The organism is Alcaligenes ammonioxydans, assembly GCF_019343455.1.
GTDB classification, from domain to species: domain Bacteria; phylum Pseudomonadota; class Gammaproteobacteria; order Burkholderiales; family Burkholderiaceae_B; genus Alcaligenes; species Alcaligenes ammonioxydans.
This window is the reverse complement of sequence record NZ_CP049362.1, coordinates 712,489-732,565: the sequence shown is the minus strand read 5'-3', so window position 1 is coordinate 732,565 and position 20,077 is coordinate 712,489. Positions and strand designations below refer to the sequence as shown.

At 56.2% G+C, this 20,077-nt stretch carries 20 protein-coding genes; 5 read left to right on the top strand and 15 right to left on the bottom strand.

The annotated features are described in order from the left end of the window. Nucleotides 1–22 precede the first annotated feature (22 nt). Nucleotides 23–1,567 carry a UbiD family decarboxylase gene (locus tag FE795_RS03370; protein ID WP_219235681.1) on the top strand — a complete coding sequence of 515 codons (1,545 nt, stop codon included), beginning with the start codon at nt 23–25 and terminating at the stop codon, nt 1,565–1,567. A 143-nt stretch (nt 1,568–1,710) separates the two neighbouring features. Here FE795_RS03370 and gloA read toward each other — a convergent pair whose 3' ends face one another. Further along, on the bottom strand, nt 1,711–2,118 hold the full coding sequence (gene gloA, locus FE795_RS03365) for a lactoylglutathione lyase (RefSeq protein ID WP_219235680.1): 408 nt from the start codon (nt 2,116–2,118) through the stop codon (nt 1,711–1,713). A gap of 92 nt (nt 2,119–2,210) precedes the next feature. Beyond that, nucleotides 2,211–3,134, bottom strand: a complete 924-nt coding sequence (locus tag FE795_RS03360; RefSeq protein ID WP_230406254.1) for a LysR family transcriptional regulator — start codon at nt 3,132–3,134, stop codon at nt 2,211–2,213. A gap of 317 nt (nt 3,135–3,451) precedes the next feature. Here FE795_RS03360 and FE795_RS03355 point away from each other — a divergent pair, with 317 nt between their 5' ends. Further along, nucleotides 3,452–4,831 carry an MFS transporter gene (locus FE795_RS03355; protein ID WP_003803661.1) on the top strand — a complete coding sequence of 460 codons (1,380 nt, stop codon included), beginning with the start codon at nt 3,452–3,454 and terminating at the stop codon, nt 4,829–4,831. Between the two features lie 243 nt (nt 4,832–5,074). Continuing rightward, complete coding sequence (locus FE795_RS03350; RefSeq protein ID WP_003803663.1) at nt 5,075–5,509, top strand: hypothetical protein; 435 nt, start codon at nt 5,075–5,077, stop codon at nt 5,507–5,509. 66 nt (nt 5,510–5,575) lie between these two features. Here the strand turns inward: FE795_RS03350 and FE795_RS03345 are convergent, their stop codons facing one another. From FE795_RS03345 to dacB, 13 genes are all read right to left on the bottom strand, one after another. Continuing rightward, a complete protein-coding gene (locus FE795_RS03345; RefSeq protein ID WP_219235678.1) occupies nt 5,576–6,886 on the bottom strand; it encodes an amidase in 1,311 nt (436 codons plus the stop codon). Then, nucleotides 6,867–8,039, bottom strand: coding sequence for an oxamate carbamoyltransferase subunit AllG family protein (locus tag FE795_RS03340; RefSeq protein WP_219235676.1), 1,173 nt, complete (start codon nt 8,037–8,039; stop codon nt 6,867–6,869). The genes FE795_RS03345 and FE795_RS03340 overlap by 20 nt, the downstream gene beginning before the upstream one ends. A gap of 9 nt (nt 8,040–8,048) precedes the next feature. Continuing rightward, nucleotides 8,049–8,663 (bottom strand): hypothetical protein, encoded by a 615-nt coding sequence (locus FE795_RS03335; RefSeq protein ID WP_003803670.1) that lies wholly within the window; start codon nt 8,661–8,663, stop codon nt 8,049–8,051. Nucleotides 8,664–8,710: 47 nt separating this feature from the next. Continuing rightward, entirely contained in the window at nt 8,711–9,583 is an 873-nt protein-coding gene (locus FE795_RS03330; protein WP_003803672.1) for an NAD-dependent epimerase/dehydratase family protein, read from the bottom strand. Nucleotides 9,584–9,603: 20 nt separating this feature from the next. After that, complete coding sequence (locus FE795_RS03325) at nt 9,604–10,569, bottom strand: PDR/VanB family oxidoreductase (protein WP_219235674.1); 966 nt, start codon at nt 10,567–10,569, stop codon at nt 9,604–9,606. A gap of 18 nt (nt 10,570–10,587) precedes the next feature. Then, nucleotides 10,588–11,811, bottom strand: coding sequence for an aromatic ring-hydroxylating oxygenase subunit alpha (locus FE795_RS03320; protein ID WP_219235672.1), 1,224 nt, complete (start codon nt 11,809–11,811; stop codon nt 10,588–10,590). 482 nt (nt 11,812–12,293) lie between these two features. Then, the gene (locus tag FE795_RS03315) at nt 12,294–13,172 is read right to left on the bottom strand and encodes a LysR substrate-binding domain-containing protein (RefSeq protein ID WP_003803680.1); all 879 of its coding nucleotides are present in this window, start codon (nt 13,170–13,172) and stop codon (nt 12,294–12,296) included. A gap of 159 nt (nt 13,173–13,331) precedes the next feature. Beyond that, a complete protein-coding gene (locus FE795_RS03310) occupies nt 13,332–13,721 on the bottom strand; it encodes a hypothetical protein (protein ID WP_003803681.1) in 390 nt (129 codons plus the stop codon). Then, entirely contained in the window at nt 13,718–14,107 is a 390-nt protein-coding gene (locus FE795_RS03305) for a phage holin family protein (RefSeq protein ID WP_039943748.1), read from the bottom strand. The genes FE795_RS03310 and FE795_RS03305 overlap by 4 nt, the downstream gene beginning before the upstream one ends. Nucleotides 14,108–14,257: 150 nt before the next feature. Then, nucleotides 14,258–14,575, bottom strand: a complete 318-nt coding sequence (locus FE795_RS03300; RefSeq protein ID WP_003803683.1) for a DUF883 family protein — start codon at nt 14,573–14,575, stop codon at nt 14,258–14,260. Nucleotides 14,576–14,720: 145 nt separating this feature from the next. Beyond that, nucleotides 14,721–15,437, bottom strand: a complete 717-nt coding sequence (locus tag FE795_RS03295; protein ID WP_003803684.1) for a hypothetical protein — start codon at nt 15,435–15,437, stop codon at nt 14,721–14,723. A gap of 102 nt (nt 15,438–15,539) precedes the next feature. After that, nucleotides 15,540–16,190 (bottom strand): uracil phosphoribosyltransferase, encoded by a 651-nt coding sequence (gene upp, locus FE795_RS03290; RefSeq protein WP_003803685.1) that lies wholly within the window; start codon nt 16,188–16,190, stop codon nt 15,540–15,542. 70 nt (nt 16,191–16,260) lie between these two features. After that, a complete protein-coding gene (dacB, locus tag FE795_RS03285) occupies nt 16,261–17,709 on the bottom strand; it encodes a D-alanyl-D-alanine carboxypeptidase/D-alanyl-D-alanine endopeptidase (protein WP_003803686.1) in 1,449 nt (482 codons plus the stop codon). Between the two features lie 158 nt (nt 17,710–17,867). Between dacB and queA the strand changes: the two genes are divergently transcribed. Continuing rightward, nucleotides 17,868–18,932, top strand: coding sequence for a tRNA preQ1(34) S-adenosylmethionine ribosyltransferase-isomerase QueA (gene queA / locus FE795_RS03280; protein ID WP_003803687.1), 1,065 nt, complete (start codon nt 17,868–17,870; stop codon nt 18,930–18,932). Next, nucleotides 18,929–20,065: a tRNA guanosine(34) transglycosylase Tgt gene (gene tgt / locus FE795_RS03275; RefSeq protein WP_003803688.1), complete on the top strand. Its 1,137-nt coding sequence runs from the start codon at nt 18,929–18,931 to the stop codon at nt 20,063–20,065. The genes queA and tgt overlap by 4 nt, the downstream gene beginning before the upstream one ends. Nucleotides 20,066–20,077 lie beyond the last annotated feature (12 nt).

Here is a 20,077-nt window from a genome sequence, read left to right as displayed (position 1 = left end):
GCAAGCGGAGCCCCGTTCTTCTGTGAAATACCGTGACTTGAGAGACTTTATTGCCCAACTGGAAGCCAGGGGCGATCTGAAGCGGATTACGCAGCCCGTTTCCACCTCGCTGGAAATGACTGAAATCAGTGACCGGGTACTGCGTGCCGGTGGACCGGCACTCTTGTTTGAGAATGCCCAGCATCAAGGCGTCAAGGCCGCCATGCCGGTCCTGGCCAATTTGTTCGGTACGCCGCAACGCGTTGCCTGGGGGATGGGCGCGCAAGAGGTGTCGGCATTACGCGACACAGGCGAACTACTGGCCAATCTGAAAGAGCCGCAAGCCCCCACCGGCATGCGCGATGCACTGTCCAAAGTGTCCATGCTCAAATCCGCCTTGTGGGACATGAGCCCCAAGCACGTACGCTCTCCTGCCTGCCAGGAAGTCGTACTGGAAGGCAAGGATGTGGACCTGAACCAGATTCCCTTGCAACTGTGCTGGCCTGGTGACGTCGCTCCCTTGTTGACCTGGGGTCTGGTCATTACCAAAGGCCCACATGCCAAGCGCCAGAATCTGGGCATTTACCGCCAGCAACTGATTGGTCGCAACAAGCTGATCATGCGCTGGCTGTCCCATCGCGGCGGAGCACTGGACTTTCGCGACCACGCCCTGACAAATCCCGGCAAACCCTTCCCGATTGCGGTTGCTCTGGGGACAGACCCAGCCACCATTCTGGGGGCGGTCACACCTGTCCCGGACAGCCTGTCCGAATATCAGTTTGCCGGGCTGTTGCGCGGCTCACGCACCGAAGTTGCCAAGGCACTGGGCAGCGACTTGTCCGTGCCTGCCTGGGCCGAAATTGTGCTGGAAGGCCATATCCTGCCCAGCAATCACCCGGAGGCCCTGACACCCGACGTGCCTGACGGCATGAAACCGCCTGCCGACAGCCACTACGAAATGGCGCTGGAAGGCCCTTATGGCGACCACACTGGTTACTACAATGAGCAGGACTGGTTCCCGGTCTTTACGGTCGAGCGCATTACCATGCGTCGCAACCCGATCTATCACAGCACCTATACCGGCAAACCACCTGATGAGCCTGCTGTTCTGGGTGTCGCGCTGAACGAAGTCTTTGTACCGTTGCTGCGCAAGCAACTGCCCGAAATCGTGGACTTCTATCTGCCACCCGAAGGCTGCAGCTACCGCCTGGCTGTGGTGTCCATACGCAAGCAGTACGCGGGCCACGCCAAACGCGTGATGTTCGGGGTCTGGAGCATTCTGCGCCAGTTCATGTACACCAAGTTCATCGTGGTCGTGGACGAGGACGTCAACACCCGCGACTGGAAGGAAGTGATCTGGGCCATGACCACCCGCATGGACCCGGTGCGCGATACTGTGCTGGTCGAGAACACCCCTATCGACTACCTGGACTTTGCTTCGCCCGTCTCGGGACTGGGTGGCAAGATGGGCATGGATGCCACCAACAAGTGGCCGGGAGAAACCCAGCGCGAATGGGGCACGCCGATCAAAATGGATGAGTCCACCAAAAAGAAAGTGGATGACATGTGGGGCTCGCTAGGGCTGTAAGGCAGAGCGCGCGTTTAGCCCGTACACATCAAACGCAACAAAGACCATCACCGCAACGGTGCATGGTCTTTGTTTTATTGGGTGCATTAAGCCGGCACACCAAGCAGGCCGGCCGCCTGGCCTTCCCAATGCGCCGGTCAGGCCTAAGCCAGCGGCTCCACCAGCTCAATCAGGTAGTCGTCGGGATCAAATACGAAAGCAATCGTACGTTTGCCATGACTCATCTGCTTGGGTGGGGTTTTAATTCTGACCCCCTGCTCCTGCAGATAATCCACTGCCTGACGCACGTCCCTGACCATCAGGGCCAGATGACCGAACGCCCCGCCTTTTTCATAAGGTTCGTCTTGATCCCAGTTCCAGGTCAGTTCCAGGCTGGACTGCGTGCTCGGGTCAAAGCTGAGAAAGACATTGGTGAAACGGCCGGATTCATAATCCGTGTGACGCACTACCTGCATGCCCAGAACATCGCGATAAAAAGCCAGCGATCGGTCCAGGTCCAGCACACGTAGCATGACGTGATCCAGGCCAAACTGTATTGTGGAAGTACTCATAGCAGGGGACGGGTTTAAAAACTGCACTGTAGCAAAACAGCCCGCCCTGCATCATGACCGCTCATCAAGGGTCCATGAGAAATACTCAAGCCTCAGGCTCGCGCCGTCATCAGCTCTGAGGTAATGGTCTGGATGAATAAAGGCACGCAAGGATTGGCATTGCTTTCCTGCCACATGATGTTGATAAAGGATTGCGGATGCTGCCCGGACAAATCCAGATCAATCGCCACCAGATCACGGTGTACATATTTGCGCAAGGATTGCGACAAAATGGCGATGCCAATATTGGCCGCCACCATGCTCATGATGCCGGTAATAGTGCTGGCTTCCTGCACAGAGTTGGGGTGAAAACCGGCATGTCGGCACAATGAATAAAAGTAGCGGCGCCAGACCTGCCAGTGTGTCTTGCTGCCCACCACAAACCGCTCATGGGCCAGCTCGACCAAGGGGATGGACTTTTCCCGGGCCAAGGGATGATCGCTTTGCAACAGCACAATCGGGTCATCATGACACACAGGCTTCCACTGCACGCCCAGCTCTTCGGGATCATCCGAGAAGGCAAAGCCAAAACCCAGGTCCAGACTGCCTTGCTGCAAGCCCTGAATTTGCTGCTGCGTGGGCATATATAACAAATCGGTTGTGATGTTTGAATATTGCTGCTTGAAATGTTCCAGCGTTCTGGGCAGCACGTCCTGCACCGCATAGTCATTGTAGGCAATGATCAGATGCCCAATATCGCCAAACTTGGCTTTCTGAGCCAACTCGATGCCGCGCTCCAGATGCACGAACACCTGTTCAATTTCCTGCAGCAGCAAAAAACCAGCCGCCGTGAGCCGGACCTGGCGGGTGCTGCGCTCAAACAGATCCACCTGCAAATCATCTTCCAGCTTTTTGATGATGCGCGTCAGCCCTGGCTGCGTGATATGCAGCAGCTCGGCCGCCTTTTTGAAATGCAACTGTTCGGCCACCGTTTTAAAGGCCCGCAGATGATGCAAATCCAGGCGTGCGGGAATCATGATTTTGCTCATATTTTAGATTGATAACATCGCGGTCAATAATAGTGCGTGAATAGTGAATGGACAAGCGATTGGCAGAGGATTAGCTTATCTAGCACGCACTGGATGGCGCTTTGCAAGCAGGCCAGGACCGGATGCCCAGCCCTACAAAAAGGAGGAACTCATCCTGTTGCAGCCGGTGCTCTGATCGAGCATCCAACCAATACCAATACGAATAAAAGACAGCCACACACGCCAGTAAATAATAAAAAACCAGCTACCCCCACAGGGTTTGATTTCAAAAAACAGATAGTCCCAATACTTGAGGAGACATAAGTATGCAAAGGGCAAACACGGTGGCCGAATCGGAACATACCGAGACCGGTCACATTAAAAAAGTAATGATGGGTTCAGCGGCCGGCACGATCGTTGAATGGTTTGACTTTGCCTTGTTCGGCTATATGGCCGTTTACATTGCACAGAACTTCTTCCCTTCGGAAGACAAGATGGCCGGCTTGCTGGCCACCTTTGCGGTATTCCTGGTGTCCTTTATTGTGCGGCCTCTAGGCGGCATCTATTTCGGCAGACTGGGCGACCGGATTGGCCGCAAGAAAATCCTGGCCCTGACCGTCTTGCTGATGTCCGGCTCGACCGCGGCCATTGGCATGATTCCAACTTATGACAGTATTGGTATCTGGGCACCGGTTTTGCTGATTATCATCCGCTGTATCCAGGGGCTGTCGGCCGGTGGCGAATACACAGGCGCCACCATCTACACGGTTGAGCACAGCCCCATGAACAAGCGTAATTCCTACGCCTGGGCCATGTCTGGCGCCACGTACTTTGCATTTGCACTGGCTGCCGGTATCAGTGCCGGTCTGGCTGCGATTGTGGGTACCGACGCCATGGGTGACTGGGGCTGGAGGATCATCTTCCTGCTGGCCATCCCCATGGGTATTGTGGCCTTCTTCATCCGCGATCATCTGGCCGAATCGCCCGAGTTTCAACAGATGCGTGCAGAGAAGAAAGGGCAGCTCAGCTACAGCGCCTCCCAGGTATTCAAGGCAGAGGGTTCCAATATTGTGAAGCTGGGCGGCTTCATTGTGCTGTACGCCCTGTCTTTCTATATCTTCTCCACCTACATGAACACCTTTTTGCGCACGGTCATTGGCTTGTCCTCGGTCCAGTCCCTGACCGCGAACATGGTGGCCCTGCTGTTTGTCACCGCCCTGACCCCCATTGCCGGCGTGATCTCGGACCGGGTGGGCCGCCGTCGCATGATGCAGTTTGCCGCTGTCTGGCATGCACTGTTCACCATACCGGCCTACATGATCGTCAGCAAAGGAGCGTCCCTGGAAGCGGCCATTTTCGGCATGCTGATCATTGGTATCGGGCAGGTGGCCGCCAGTGTCGTGGCCGTGACCTTGCTCTCGGAGATGTTCCCCACCGACATGCGCTATACCGCCTCCAGCATGTGCTACAACATCACCTTCGCCATTTTTGGCGGTACGGCGCCCTACCTGGCCATCTGGCTGACCACCCAGACTGGCAGCTACCTGGCTCCGGCTTTTTACGTCACGATCGTCGCGGTATTGTGCTTTTTCTGGGTTACGGTTCTGATGCCCGAAACGGCCAACAAGCCGCTACGTCGCTATCACACCGAACCGGCCCATGATGCCAAACCGGCTATCAACATGGGCAAGGCAAGCGCCAGCTAGGCTTTCCCTCTTTCTGCCAGCTTTCCGCTATCAACAGCCCTGCTTTGCAGGGCTGTTTTTTTTACGAAACAATTTGATTTACATTAAAAGCCAGTCTTCTCAAGGTGATTCTATCTATACCTAAAGCCATATTCCCATGCCAGCTTCTATAGAATAGCCTGTTGAAGCGCGCATCAAATATAGACTGAGTCCTTGCCCTAAGCAGACTGAAAAGCGCGTTTGCACTGCCAAGGAATTTGCACCATGACCACTGTCAGCCTGACCAACGTAACTGTAAGCAGCGACCCCGCCTCGCACGTCCAAGGGTGGCTGACGGTGCAGTTCAGCAACGGCTACAGCATTCAGGCCTACTGTCCGGACAGCCAGGACAACTGGGCGCAAGGAGCCCGGACACTGTGCGAACTGGGGAACAGCAATGGTTTGGCCCCCACCCCGGTCGACACGCTTCTGTTGCAGGCAGGCCCGAATGGCAACTATCTGGTCCTGCAGGCGGACTTGCCCAGGCCTTCCATTCCCATGACCTACGCGCGACCCGCTAACGAACACATCTATATGGAACTGGCCGATAAGGAACAAAGTGTGTTCAGCGCCGACTTTCTGGCCATTGCGGCGATTATCGGCGGAGCACTCTACGGTTTGAAGTGCTTATTGGAAAAATACTTACTGCCTAAACTGTAAAAGCGCAGCGTCAAAAAAAACGCTCTGTAAAAACAGAGCGTTCAAAAGAAAAAAGAAAACAGGAAATTACACGGCCAGAACCGAATCCGTACTTAGAAAATGTTGCTGAAACTGCAGCGCCTGCAGCAGCAAATCATCATCCTGATGCGGCTTGCCGATCAACTGCAAGCCCATCGGCATTTTCTGGGCATAACCCAAAGGCAGGGAGACCACGGGCAAGCCCAACAGTTGCCAGGCCCGGCTCATGAATGGCGCCCCGGTGCCATCGGTTTTACAAGGCGCTATCCCTGCTGCCGCAGGTGCCAGGATGAAATCCGCCCCTGCCTGTTCGAACCAGTCCAGCAGCCGCTGTTTGAGTGTATCCGCCCGCCGCAAGGCCGCGATGTAGTCCTTGTAGGGAAAAGCCAGTCCCGTACGAATCAAGGACTGCACATGGGCACTCAAGCTGTCATGGTGCTGTTGTTCATACACCAGATTGCGCGCCACCTCATAAGCCATGATCTGGGCGTGCAATGACGTCAGCTCAACAATGCTGTCCTGCAAGGGAAAATCCACACACTGATGCCCCTGCCCGATCAGATCCTGCTGGCAGGCCTGGAGGGTCTCCAGCATCTTGTCTTGAACCTCGCCCAGTGCCTGGCCGGTAAACATCGCGAACACACTGCTGCTCTGGGTGCCTGGCGCCGCCAGATTCAACGGTTTGTGCAATAGCAGATTACGCAGCAAAAGCGTATCCAGCACATCATTGCTGAGTATCCCCAGCGAATCCAGCGACTGCGCCAAGGGCTGAATATTGCGTAAGGAAAACTCATTGCGGGTGCCTACATAGCCTGTGCAACCGCAATAAGAGGCGGGTCGTATGACCGAGGCCGCCGTCTGTGTGCCAAAGGCGACCGGCACCATGAAATCAGCGACAGCGGCAGCAGAGCCGCTGGACGAACCACCGGGTGTGCGCTCGGCATCATGCGGGTTGTTTGTCTTGCCTGCCTGAAAGTAAGCAAACTCGGTCGTGACCGTCTTGCCCATCAAGATGCCGCCTGCCGCTTTGATTGCGGTAACACAGGAAGCATCCATGTCTGGAATCCGATCCTGGTGAATGGCCGATCCCATGCTGGTGGGAATGCCCGCCGTGTCAATCACGTCCTTGACCGCAAAGGGCAGGCCCATCAAGGGCGAGGCCTTATAAAAATCGCTGCGACTTTCGTATTCGGCCAGATAGTCTTCTTGATCAATCAAATACTGCCAGGCGCCGATCTTGTCATCACGTAGGGCGATACGCTCATAGAACGAGGCCACGATCTCGGGCAGACTGGCCTGACCCGAATGCAGAGCATGCAGCAATTGATGCAAAGGCAGCTTAAACCACTGTCGTTTCATTGTGCCACTCCTTGAGAGCCTGCAATAAAGAGGCATCCACCGTCGCCACCCCGCCGCCAACACGACCACGCTCGCCAGCACCGTCAATCATGCCCAGCAGCACCAACGGTCCGGTATTGCTGGCAATCACTTGCGCAAAATCGGTAATGCCGGGGCGTCCGGCCAGAAAAGGCAAGCAAGTCTTCAAGAACAAACTTTGACGCGTCAGATAATCCGAGGGCAGGAATGCCTGCAGATTTCTGGCACTGAGACTGGCCAGATCCAGACACTGACCACCCAGCCCCACAAAATCCACCACGGCACTGTCACCCAAGGCACCCAGTGCGTTCGCCTGCTCATGGCCGGGCTCTTTATTGCCCGCAATGACAGGAGCATCCGTCACCAACCAGCTCGTGGAGCCGGCCAGCTGCAAACCAAAACGCAAACCATTGCCCCCCACTTTAACAATGGCGTTAGCGCCATCGGCAGGTGTCTGATATGCCAGGATCAGCGCGCTGGCCGCCATCCAGTAATTCAATGCCCAGGCCATCGCGCCATGCAGGAAAGTCTGACTGGCCTCATCATTGATGCCCCAGGAGACAATAATGTCGGCCAGTTGCCGGGAAGCATGCAGGGTCCGCGCATGGCCATCATCACCATTTAGCAAGGACGCCTGAACGATGGGTGCCAGTTCTACCGGCCCCTGGAACTGCGCGGCCAGCCGTGCACCCAAATCCTGATGCAGCCAACGCAGATGCGGCACCATCTCATCAGCAAAAATACCCAGTCGGGTGCACCACTGCATGCCCTCATTGAACACCGAGTATTTTTTGTTCTCGGGCCGATTGCTGTCGCTGACCTCGATCAGGCACATGGACGGTGTCGCAACGCCGGCCAGCGGCACGACCACCCCATAATCCTGAGCGGGGGCCAGTTGCACGCCGCCCGCCTCCAGCAAGGCTTGCGCCTCTTGCTTGCTCGTGGCCCACCCCTCGTACAGTATGCCAATCAGGACCGAGTTTCGTATCGCAGCAGGCAGTTCCTGCGCATCCCGAAACGGTGGCCCGGCATGCAAGACCAGGCGGTCTTGCGAAGGCAAAATGGATTGCAGGGACCGCACCCCCGTCCAGGCTGGCATCACGGCCAGAGCCTGTGTCTCTACATGCTGAGCCATCTCGTCTCCTTATGCCACACGCACCCAGGTCTCGCTGTTCGCCAGACTGGCGGACTGCGCACGCGAGCCGTTAAAGTCACGCTCGATGGTGTTGCCCGGCAAGGCCGTGCCATTGATCAGCACCTTGGCTTGCTGCGCCGGGTGAAACACACACATCATTTCGTGCTTCTGGGTTTGGGTCTGGCTTTGCGGCAGATCCACGCAAATAGCTGGTTGCGTCATTTGATGCCATTGCAACTCCACCGTCAGACCAGCACGGGCGGAGGTCACAGACTCGCTGACCAGTTCCGGGAAACGGTTCACCGTCTGAAAAACGCCGTCATCAAACACCTGCAACCTGTCCAGCGCCACCGCCTTGCGAAACAGGCCGAAATGGCGCACAAAATCCTGCACCAGATAGTGGGCCAAGGGCTGGTTGTCCGTGATCAGCAAACGCGCGTCATTGTCCTGTCCGTCCTCGTAGGGCTTGTCCAGAACCAGAATGGCCTGGCCGCTGCCATAAGCCGAGCTGGCAATGCGAAAATACAGGGACAAGGACGACCAATCCTGCTCAGGGTCGGTCTTTAAATAAATAAAAGGGTTGTCGCCTGTCCAATCCAGCGTACCGGTTTTAATACCCGTCATGCTCAAGTCTCCGTGTTCAAATTATTCATCATGGGTACCTGGGCCCCTCAGGCCAGGTCTTTTTCCACCGCGTATTGCTCACGCAGGTGCTGGAAATCCGTACTTGGCTGCCATCCCAGAATTTCCTTGGCGGCCTGGCTGCTGAAAATAGAAGCACGAGGATTGTTCTGATACCAGCGCGGGTTCTTGATTTCAGGCACAGGACCAATAATCTGCTGATACCAGTCTGTCGTTGCCAGGGGGTGGGAACTATCGTCTGCGCTGATGAAAAACACGCCGTAGCGCAGACCTTGCAGATTCACGGCCGCCTCAAAGGCGCGTGCCAAGTCCGCTGCCCAGATGTAATAAAACAGCCAGTTACGGTCGGGGCTGTCCACAAACTGGATATATTCGTGAATGGTTTCGGGCAACACCACGGCCAGCGGACGCAGGCAGATAATCTCCATATCCGTGGCCTCGCTGAAACTCTTGGCCATCTGCTCCATCATGATTTTGCTGACGCTGTAAGCCTGATAAGGTTTGTTGTCGTGAGCTTCATCCACGGGCAGATACTGGGGCTTCCAGTCCGCCCGCATTTCCGACAGGCCGCAGGCGGAAATGCTGGAACACAGCACCACTTTTTTTACGCCATTTTCCCGACAAGCTTGTAGTACATGCCAAGTGCCTCGTACATTCACATTGATGTACTGCTCCTCGGGCGCTTTCCAGTCAAAATCGATAGCGGCCAAGTGAATAACCGCGTCCGCATCCTTGGTCGCGGCACGAACCGCGTCCAGATCCATCACATCGGTTTGCACAAAGGACACCTGATGCTGGCTGGGCTTTAAGTCCGCCACGACCACATCCATGGTCTGCATCAATTGCTGTACGACGTACGAGCCCACACGGCCCGAACCGCCTGTAACCACCACTTTCTTCATGGTGTTTCTCCTGTTTATTGTTATAGATCCAATACCAATTCAGCCGACACGGCACGCGAAACACAAATCATCATGGTTTCATTGAGCTGGCGTTCCTGCTCAGACAGCACAAAATCACGATGCTCCGGCAGACCGGAAATCACCCCAGTTTCACAAGTCCCGCAAGTTCCGTTCTGGCATGAGCACTTGACCCGTATGCCTTCCCGTTTCAAGGCCGCCAGAATCGTTTCATCCCCGGCTACCGCAATGCGTTTGCCCGATTTTTGCAACGTCACGGTAAAGCTCTTGCCCTGCAGCATGGCTGGATCGGTCTCTACCGAGAAACGCTCCAGCACCAGTTGCCAGCCACTGTCGGCCTGTTCCTGTTGATAGTTTTCCAAGGCCGTCAGCAACGGCTGCGGACCGCAGGAATAGACGACGGTTTGTGCATCCAGCGCTTTCAATGCTCCTTGCAGATCAAACAGGCCGTCCTGATTGGAGGCATGCGTGGTGATGCGCTGGCCGTCCACCTGCTGCAGTTCTTGCAGAAAAATAAAATCTGCTGCGTTTCTGGCCAGATACAACAGATGCCAGTCCAGGCCAGCGGCTGCAGCCGACTGAACCATGGGCACAATAGGCGTGATGCCTATGCCACCGGCAATAAAAAAGCACTTCTTGTTGGCAGCAAAGGGGAAGTGGTTTTTCGGCAGACTGACAGCCAGCGCATCCCCTTCTTGCAACACTTCATGGATGTAGGCCGAGCCCCCTCGCCCCGCGTCCTCTTTCAGAACGGCAATCTGCCATTCACGGGTGTTGGCCTGCTGGCCACACAGGGAATACTGACGGTATAGCGGCTCGCTCTGCGAGACCGCCAGCTCCAACTCAATATGGGCCCCCGGCTCCCAGGCGGGAAACTCGGCCCCGTTTTGCAAACCCAGGGTCAGACCGACGACACGGTCCGAGAGCCTGGTTTTCTTCAGCACGCGTGTTTGCAAAGTTTGCTGCATGATGCGGCTCCTGCTCCCTTAGGCGATCGCTCTGATCGGCAACACCCGGCTTTGTTCGTCCGCACGACGCTCTTCGGCGCGGTACAGATCGATCAGCCAGTTCTGCAAACGCTTGATGACCAGCTCTTCGTTGGTCAAACGGCCACGGGACGCAAAGTTGGACTGCATGCCTTGATGCGAACGACGCCAGGCAAACAGATCCTCGATCATGACGGGGTACAGATCGTCGTGTTCCTGATCGAACTTCTCTTTGTGGTCCTCACGCTCCAGCGTGGCTTGCGGGTACATCCAGGACACACCATAGGTGGACTGCTGGGCACTTTTGGGCAACCACATGAAATACTTGACCTTGTCGGGCATGGCCACCAGCAACAGGTTGGGGGCCACCGTCACGTAGGAAAGCTGGGTACGTTCCTGGTCGGTCAAGCCATCCATGGGCGGCTGCAAAATGGAGCCGGTATGGGTGGGTGCAGCATCTCTATGTGTGGAGATGAGGTTGTAGGACACAATGCCATTGGGCACATCATTAAAGACAGCGGTTTCATCCACCCGGTCCGGATTGGTTTCATACATGCCCCCCCAGGACGAGGCGTGCAAAAAGCTGCAGTGATAGCACTCGTCATTGAAGATCTTCCAGTTCCAGTCGAAGCTCTCCATCTTCAAGGGTTCCGAGGACTTCAGTTCGGCCATGCGGTAGTTGGCCAACTGCTTGCCCAGATTACCCAGACGGGTATGCAAAGCGGGCGCGGTGGCGTCATAGTTGATGAAGATGAAGCCTTCCCAGACGTCGGTGCGGATCTTGGGCAGACAGACACTCTTGGGGTCGAAACTGGCGTCAGTATCCGTCAGGCCGGGAGCCGAAACCAGTTCACCTTCCATGTTGTACACCCAGGCATGCAGGGGGCAACTGATGCGACGTACATTCCCCGCCCCTTCCAGCAACAGCATATTGCGGTGGCGACAGACGTTGGACAGGACATTGATACCGCCTTCACGCGTGCGAATGGCGAACAAGGCATCATTGCCTACATCAAAGGTGAAGAAGTCACCGGCATTGGGGATGTCGGTTGCACGGCCCACACAGAACCACTGCTTCTTCCACACAGCATTCAGTTCAAACTGAAAAAACGCTTCCGAGGTAAAACACTCGGGAGGCAAGGCAAAAACCTCGTCGGTTTCCTGCTGAAAATAGCTGCGGTCAAATTCTTCAATCGCAATCGGCGAGCGCACAGCATGATTCATCTCGATATCTCCTCTGGTTTGCATGAGCACCATGAATGGCTTTTATTTGGTCAGGCCCATGATGCGACAGGGAGTGGCGCTTGAAAATTGAGTAAATTTGACGGAACGATGAGTTTTTTTTGTTGTTGAAACGAAGGAAGGAGAAACGGAAGGCTGCAATCGTTGCGGATTGAGAACGACCAGTCCGGCCTCAACCCCGATTCAAGGTCTGCGGAACGGCCGCTGACAAGTCCGCTCCATGCCTGAGGTGAGCAAAATAGCGCGCAATAAAGGGCTCACAAGCCCGATGCGTTGCAAGAACGGCCTCCCAAGCCTCAAGCATTACCTTAGAGACTAGGGACAAAGGGATAGTGGCAGTGGCAGTGGCAGTGGCAGTGGCAGTGGCAGTGGCAGTGGCAGTGGCAGTGGCAGTGGCAACCCCAGTAAAACTGAGAAAGTCCCATCACTGAACGCCAGCCGGGGAAACGCTCCGACCCTACCGCCTAGCGGATTGCAATGGACGCCACCCAATCCACAAACTCCTGCTCCTGCCGACTATGATTCGCCTCTTTGGGATAAGCCAGGAAATACGCGTATTCATCCAGACAAACATCGAACAGCTGAACCAGTTCCTTTTTCTCGATCAGTGGCTGCAACAGAGCCGGACAACCCAGCATCACCCCTTGACCGTTCAGAACCGCATTCAGGCGTACATTCGTGTCATCGATATGAAAGCTCTTTTTAGCCGTCAGTTCCTGACCAGCCGCCTTGCGTAACCACTGCTCCCAACAGAGTTGATTCTCTTCGTGAATCAGCACATGCTGGTTGAGATCTGCCGAAGACCTAATCTGGCCATGCGCCTGCAAATACGATGGCGCACACACGGGCGTCAAATTACCGGGGATGATGCGCAAAGTCTGTAAGTGCGGCCAGTCCCCCTGCTTGCCCCAGACAATCGCAAAATTGATGTTGTCTCTGAAGAAATCCGGCGCCTGCAAGCTATGCAGTAAATTAATTTCAATATCCGGGTGCTTCAACCAGAAGTCACACAGCTGCCTGGTAAACCACATGCTGGACACAAAGGGGCGCAAGGACAGATTGATGCGGCTTTTGCCGTGTGGCATACGCAATTCGCGCAAGGCCTGATTGATCTCGTAAAAAGGCCGCTGCAAACGATCAAACAGAAACTGCCCTTGATCCGTCAGCTCCAGGGAACGGTTTTTGCGCAAAAACAGTTTGCAGCCCAGATACTCCTCCAGCACTTTGATCTGATGGCTGACCGCTGAGGGGGAGACCAGCAAATCCTCGGCTGCCTTGGTAAAGTTCAGCCTTTGCGCCGATACCGTAAAAGTTCTTAACGCATTCAGTAATGGCACCTGCATGACGGGCGATGTCTCCTGGGGTGGGTCTAGTTCAATTGGAATTATTGATTATCGGGAGCATAAGCCCTGCTGCCCTCAAAAACCAGTCGGGCAGAATGCAAAGCCAGGATCAGACGCAAAAAAAACCGGCCGGAGCCGGTTTTTCAAAATACGCGCCACTTACTCGTCCACGCGGGGACTGCGTCGCACGGGAACCAGAACATTGCGGGCTTTTTCACGCGCGGATTTGGACGAGTCGTACAACTTCCACGCTCCCAGGGCCAGAGCGCCAATCCGCATCCAGCGCCCACCCAAACTGCTCAGCAATGCCGATGCACCGGAGAGCAAAAACGGATAACGACGCGACAAAGACAACGCATTACTAACCACGCCGCCCATGCTCAGACCAGAAGGTTTGACACTGTTCCACAAATTGCCAGGGCTTAAGTCCTGCCCCAGCGAATGGACCTGGGACGATAAAGTCTGGCGCTCCAGGGAGGCGCGCACTCGCAACAATTCAATACGCACAGCCCGCTCCTGGGCAGACATGCTCTCTTGTTTGATGCTCATTTACCGTCTCCTTCGGTATCCCGCAAGCGCTCAATAAATGCAACATCGCGACGCAACTCGGACAAAGTGGCCGAAAAAGGAATCGGACCGGAGGTCAAACGACGGCGTACCGCCATGAACAGACCCACTCCCAAACCCGCATACAGCACGACCAACACGCCCAGAGCCCAGTAGCGATATTCTGTCGGCCAGAAATACAAAGCCAGCAGCAAGCTGAACACCAGCACTGCCAGCGTTGAGAAGAGCAGCGCGCCGAACACCATGCTAAACAGCGTGATCAGGCTCGCCTTTTGCTGGCCAGCTTCCAGAGCGAACAGCTCCAATCGAGTACTGACGGCCCCTATCAAGGTAGAACCAAGCTGACTGATAGTTTGCCTTAGCGCCATGTTTTATTCCTGCTCTGCGACATCCTGCCATTGCACGCAATGTCAGGAGCCTGATTGCGAAGAGGCTGCCGATCCGAACCGGAAGGTTCGGATCGGCAGGGCTACTTTTTCTGCTGCTGAAACCAGTCAGCAGCGCAGAGCACAGACAGATTAACGACGGCTGATCAGCATGCCGAACATCAGGCCCACAATACCGGCCACGCCGATGGCTTGCCAGGGTTTGTCATGCACATAGTTATCGGTGGCCTTGGCCGCACGAACACTATGCTCAACCACCGCTTCCTGGGCATCATGCAGCGAATCGCGGGTCACACGCAATGAACGCAAAGCTCGCTCACGGAGCTCTCCAGCTTTATCGCCCGTCGCTTCGGCTGCTTCACGCATCAGTTGCTCAGCTTCATCCAAGCTCGCTTTCACTTCCTCGATGAATTTGTCTCCGCTGTTTTCCAGACTTTTCTTGGTAGCCATAAATAACTCCTTGCAGTTGAAAGGGACACGCGACAAATACGTATCGCCAAGTGAATGACGCCATCACAGCGCCGCACAAAATTCTTTAACCCGCTCTATTCAGGATAAAGATACTCCGTAAACCTGCAACGGACGCGTCGCAAGCTTACTTCAAGTGGGTCACGTCTACCGTAGACGGTACACCATTCTGAATGCTTTCCTGCTTCATCACCATTTGCACTTCCGGGCAGTACCAATCGGTAACCTGAGAATTAATACCCGGAATAGGCAGGCTGATGCCGCTGAAACTGGCTTGGGTAGGCTCGATCTCTCGCTGGTAGCGAATCGGCCAGCATTCGTAATTGCCCAAGGCCGTCTGCACCGTCTGCTGGGCGCCCACCGTTTTGGCACCAGTATGGACACGCAGCACATTGGACTGGGCTCGTTTGTCCAGATTGATCTGGAAGTCCTGGCGGGGGAAGGTCTGGCCTTCCTGCAAGCCGCCGTGCTCGTAGGAAAACAGCCCCAGCAAACGCAAGTCAAATGAACCGTGGACCGCTTCCAAGCCACCTCGGCCATCGTCACGCTGAAAGCGGGTACGACCATCACGCACTGTCATGACATAGTCAATATTGGGCTTGCTGGCCGGTAAGCCAGCCAGGGCCACACTAGCCTTGCCCTGTACGCGCGCCTGACACTGGTCGCCCCCCTGCTTTTTCACGTCGGAAAAAGCAAGGTCTGCGCCCATGGCCAGAAAACCCGAACCCGTCAATTGAACCTGGCCGCCATCACGCATGAAAGGGACGTCGCACAGACCGGCCTGAGCCGAACCCAGGCCCGATATCACCAACAGCGGAGCAGCCATCCAAGCTTTCAGTTTCATGCACATCCTGAATTCAGTGAAACGTAGGTTTGACTCTTTATTATGCCTATCCCCTCTAGGGGACGAGCAAGGGATTGTAAAAAAGCGCGACAAGTTCCCGGCCTACACCTCGCCGTCCTGCACTTTTTGACGGGTGCCGAAAATACGGTCCCCCGCATCCCCCAGGCCCGGCACAATATAACCATGCTCGTCCAGGTGCTTGTCAATGGACGCGGTATAGATATGTACGTCAGGGTGGTGTTTTTCAAGAGTGGCAATGCCTTCAGGCGCTGCCACCAGCACCAGGGCGCGAATGTTCTTGCAGCCTGCTTTCTTCAGCAGATCGATGGTGGCAACCATGGAACCTCCGGTTGCCAGCATGGGGTCGATAATCAGGGCCAGGCGCTGATCCAGCTCCCCGACCAGACGTTCCAGATAGGCCTGGGCCTCCAGGGTCTCTTCATTTCGGGCGATGCCGATCACGCTGACCTTGGCACCCGGAATCAGGTTCAACACCCCGTCCAGCATGCCAATACCGGCACGCAAGATGGGAACCACCGTCACTTTCTTGCCTGCCAGCTTTTCCACTTCCACATCCCCACACCAGCCTTCAATCGTGGTGGGCTCCAGGGGCAAATCCTTACAAGCCTCGTAGGTCAGCAAGGAGGCGATTTCCTGGGACATTTCGCGGAAATTTTTCGTGCTCAGATCTGCCTTGCGCATCAGGCCCAGTTTATGGCGGATCAAAGGGTGACGTATTTCGTGTATGGGCATGATTGCTTCATCAAATTAGGAACAAACTACAAACAGGGCCGCTGCACAGCAGCCCGCACTATCGTGATCATTAACGCACTGCCAACCACTTCACCACTGCGTCAAAAAAGGGCCGGGCAGAGGCAGAACGTTCGTCATTGACCATCATGACAACAATATACCGCTTTCCGCTGGCTCCCAGCACGTAACCGGCCAGCGCACGGCTGTCGCGCAAGGTGCCTGTTTTCAGGTGGGCGCGCCCCTGCACCTCGTCGTCCCGCAAGCGTGAACGTACCGTGCCATCCACACCGGAGATGGCGAAAGAGGAAATATATTCAGGCATCCAGTTCGAGCGCCAGGCAACTTTCAACATATCAGCCATGCCGCCGGCGGTCACCCGTCCGTTGCGCGACAGGCCCGAGCCATTGTCCACAACCCAGCCGCTGGTGTTGACGCCCTGGCGTCCCAATATGTTCATGACTGCCCGCTCGCCGCTGGCCACGGTGGCCCCGGGACCGCTCATCTCCGCGCCCACGGTCAGCAAGATGGTGCGGGCCATCACATTATTGCTTTGCTTGTTCACCAGACGGATCAGGTCAGACAGGGACTGCGAATCATGCCAGGTAATGGCCTGGGCACGACCCGGCACCCGGCCAGGCTTGATATCACGCGCCAGGGTGCCGCCCAGATCGCGCCACAGACTGCGAAACAGTTTGTCGAAAAACTCAGTTTGAGAGTGCACCAGACGATACACGCTGAATTCGCCACAAGAGGCGGCCGCCTTACCGCTGACGCGTACCACCATGCCCCCGGCTTCGGGTTGAATCTGGGTGCCGATCACCGGTGAGCCCGGGCACGTTGCGGTCGACCACTCCACTTCACCCTGCACGCGCACACCCGGCAGCGGCGGATCAATAATCGCCACCCATTTGCGCGCCTGCGCATCAGGTTGAAATACCAGCCGGGAGGCTCCCAGCCCGACCATCATGGCATCCGGGCTGGCGTTATAGGGTCGATCACCCGCGTTATCAAAATCCCCCGGATTGATCGTCACATTGCCAAAAATGGAACGATCCACAATCACTTCGGTCAGATTCTTCACCCCACGCAAACGGAGTTCACGCAACATGTCCCATAACTGCGGCACGGTCAGAAACGGATCGCCTCCCGCCTTGATATACAAGGGTCCTTTCAAGGTGCCCTGCTCATCAACCTGCAGGCCGTCCTGGGCCATCAAGGTGGTGCGCCAGGTATATTCCGGCCCCAAGGCGGACAAGCCAGCCCAGGTGCTGACCAGCTTCATGACCGAAGCGGGGTTGCGGGGCTCCTGGGGATTGACGCCAATCAGACGCGGGCCATCTGCCTCGTCCACCACAATCGACAAAGACGATTGGGGAAGGCGGCTGGCACTCCAGACCGACGCCAACTCGGGAGGTAGGGCCTGGGCCAGAGCCAGTGAGGCGCCTTGCACCATCAGCAAGGCTACCAGAGCCATATGCTTGCAACGACTCAAAACAGGCTTTGTCTTCAAAACACCCATGCCCTCGTCTCCAACAGATCAATTCAGGAAAAACCCAAGCATACCGAAAGAAAAACACTGCGGATATGGCCGATTCAGCAATCTGACGGCAAAGCGTTAAAATAGTCGGTTACCCCATCAGGCCCGACCTTGCAGTCCGTGGCCCTTTACGACAAACCATGAGCATCGATCCCTCTTTAACCATCGCCCAGTTCGACTACGAGCTCCCCCCCGAGCTGATCGCTCAAAGCCCTCCGGCCCAGCGCCAAGGCAGCCGTCTGCTGCATCTGGACGGGGCCGGCCAATTGCATGACCGCCAGTTCACCGACCTGCCTGGCCTGCTGCGCAAAGGCGATCTGCTGGTCTTTAATGACACGCGAGTCATCAAGGCGCGCCTGCATGGTCAGAAAAGCAGCGGCGGCAAAGTCGAAGTGCTGATCGAGCGCGTGACCGGCCCTGACACCGCCCTGGCGCATATCCGCGCCAGCAAGTCGCCCAAGCCAGGCACCTTGCTGGAACTGGCCGATGGCAAGGTGCTGGCCGACTGCACAGGCCGCGAGGATGCCCTGTTTGCCCTGCGCTTTCATGAGCCCGTGCTGGACATGCTGGAGCAGTACGGGGCCACGCCCCTGCCCCCCTACATCACCCATGCGGCCGATGAGCAGGACGAATCACGCTATCAGACCGTTTATGCCCGACACCCCGGTGCCGTGGCCGCTCCTACGGCAGGCCTGCACTTTACCGACGACATGCTGGCCACCTTGCGTGCGCAAGGCGTGGACCAGGCCTTTGTCACCTTGCATGTAGGGGCCGGCACCTTCCAGCCGGTGCGTGTCGACAATATCAGCGAACACGTCATGCACGCCGAGCGCTACCACGTACCCGCCGCCACCCTGGCCAAGATTGAGGCAACCCGGGCTGCGGGTGGCCGCATCATCGCCGTGGGCACCACCAGCGTGCGCTCACTGGAATCGGCCGCCAGCAAAGAGCCCGGCATGAACCAGCGCTGCGCCGATGGCAGTATTGAAGGCGATACACGCCTGTTCATCACTCCCGGCTTCCAATATCAATGGGTTGATGCACTGATCACCAATTTTCATTTGCCCCAGTCCACCCTGCTGATGCTGGTGTCAGCCCTGGCGGGGATCGAACCCATACAACGTGCCTACCAGCACGCCGTCCAATCCCGGTATCGCTTTTTCAGTTATGGCGATGCTATGTTCATTGAGCCCCCTACCCCATGAGTGGACTGAAGTTTGACCTTTTAAGCACCGACGGCGCCGCTCGCCGTGGCCAGATCACCCTGAACCACGGTGTGGTGCAAACCCCCATTTTCATGCCGGTAGGCACTTATGGCAGCGTCAAGGCCATGATGCCGCACGAATTAAAGGACATCGGCTCCCAGATCATCTTGGGCAATACCTTTCATTTGTGGTTGCGTCCCGGTACGGAAGTGATGGACAAATACAAGGGCCTGCATAACTTCATGCAGTGGGACAAGCCCATCCTGACCGACTCGGGCGGTTTTCAGGTATTCAGTCTGAAAGGCATGCGCAAAATTACCGAGGAAGGGGTGAAATTTGCCTCCCCCATCACCGGCGAACGCCTTTTTTTAACGCCTGAAGTGTCCATGCAGATCCAGTATTCCTTGAACTCCGACATTTCCATGGTGTTTGACGAATGCACGCCCTATCTGATTGACGATCGCCCGGCCACTCACACCGAGGCGGCCAAATCCATGCGTATGTCCCTGCGCTGGGCCCGTCGCTCACGCGAGGAATTCAAGCGTCTGAGCAATCCCAATGCCTTATTTGGGATTGTGCAGGGCGGCATGTATGAAGACCTGCGCGACGAATCATTGGCGGGCCTGACGGAAATCGGCTTTGAGGGCTACGCCATTGGTGGTCTGTCGGTCGGCGAACCCAAAGAAGACATGATGCGCATTCTGGCGCACACCACCCCCAAACTGCCCGCCCATGCGCCGCGCTATCTGATGGGTGTGGGCACGCCTGAGGATCTGGTCGAAGGCGTCAGCCAGGGCGTGGACATGTTCGACTGCGTGATGCCTACCCGCAATGCGCGCAATGGCTGGCTGTTCACGCGTTACGGCGATATCAAGATCCGCAACGCCCGCTATCGGGACGATACCCGCCCGCTGGACCCCAGTTGCAGCTGCCATACCTGCCAGCATTTTTCGCGTGGCTACCTGCATCACCTGCAGCGTTCCAATGAGATTACCGGCTCACGCTTGAATACCTTGCACAACCTGCATTTCTATTTGCAGATCATGCAAGAGATGCGCGATGCCATCGAGCAAAAGCGTTTTGCAGCCTGGCGGGAGCAATTTCACCAGGACCGGGCACGCGGCATCGAATAACAGGCTGTTTGT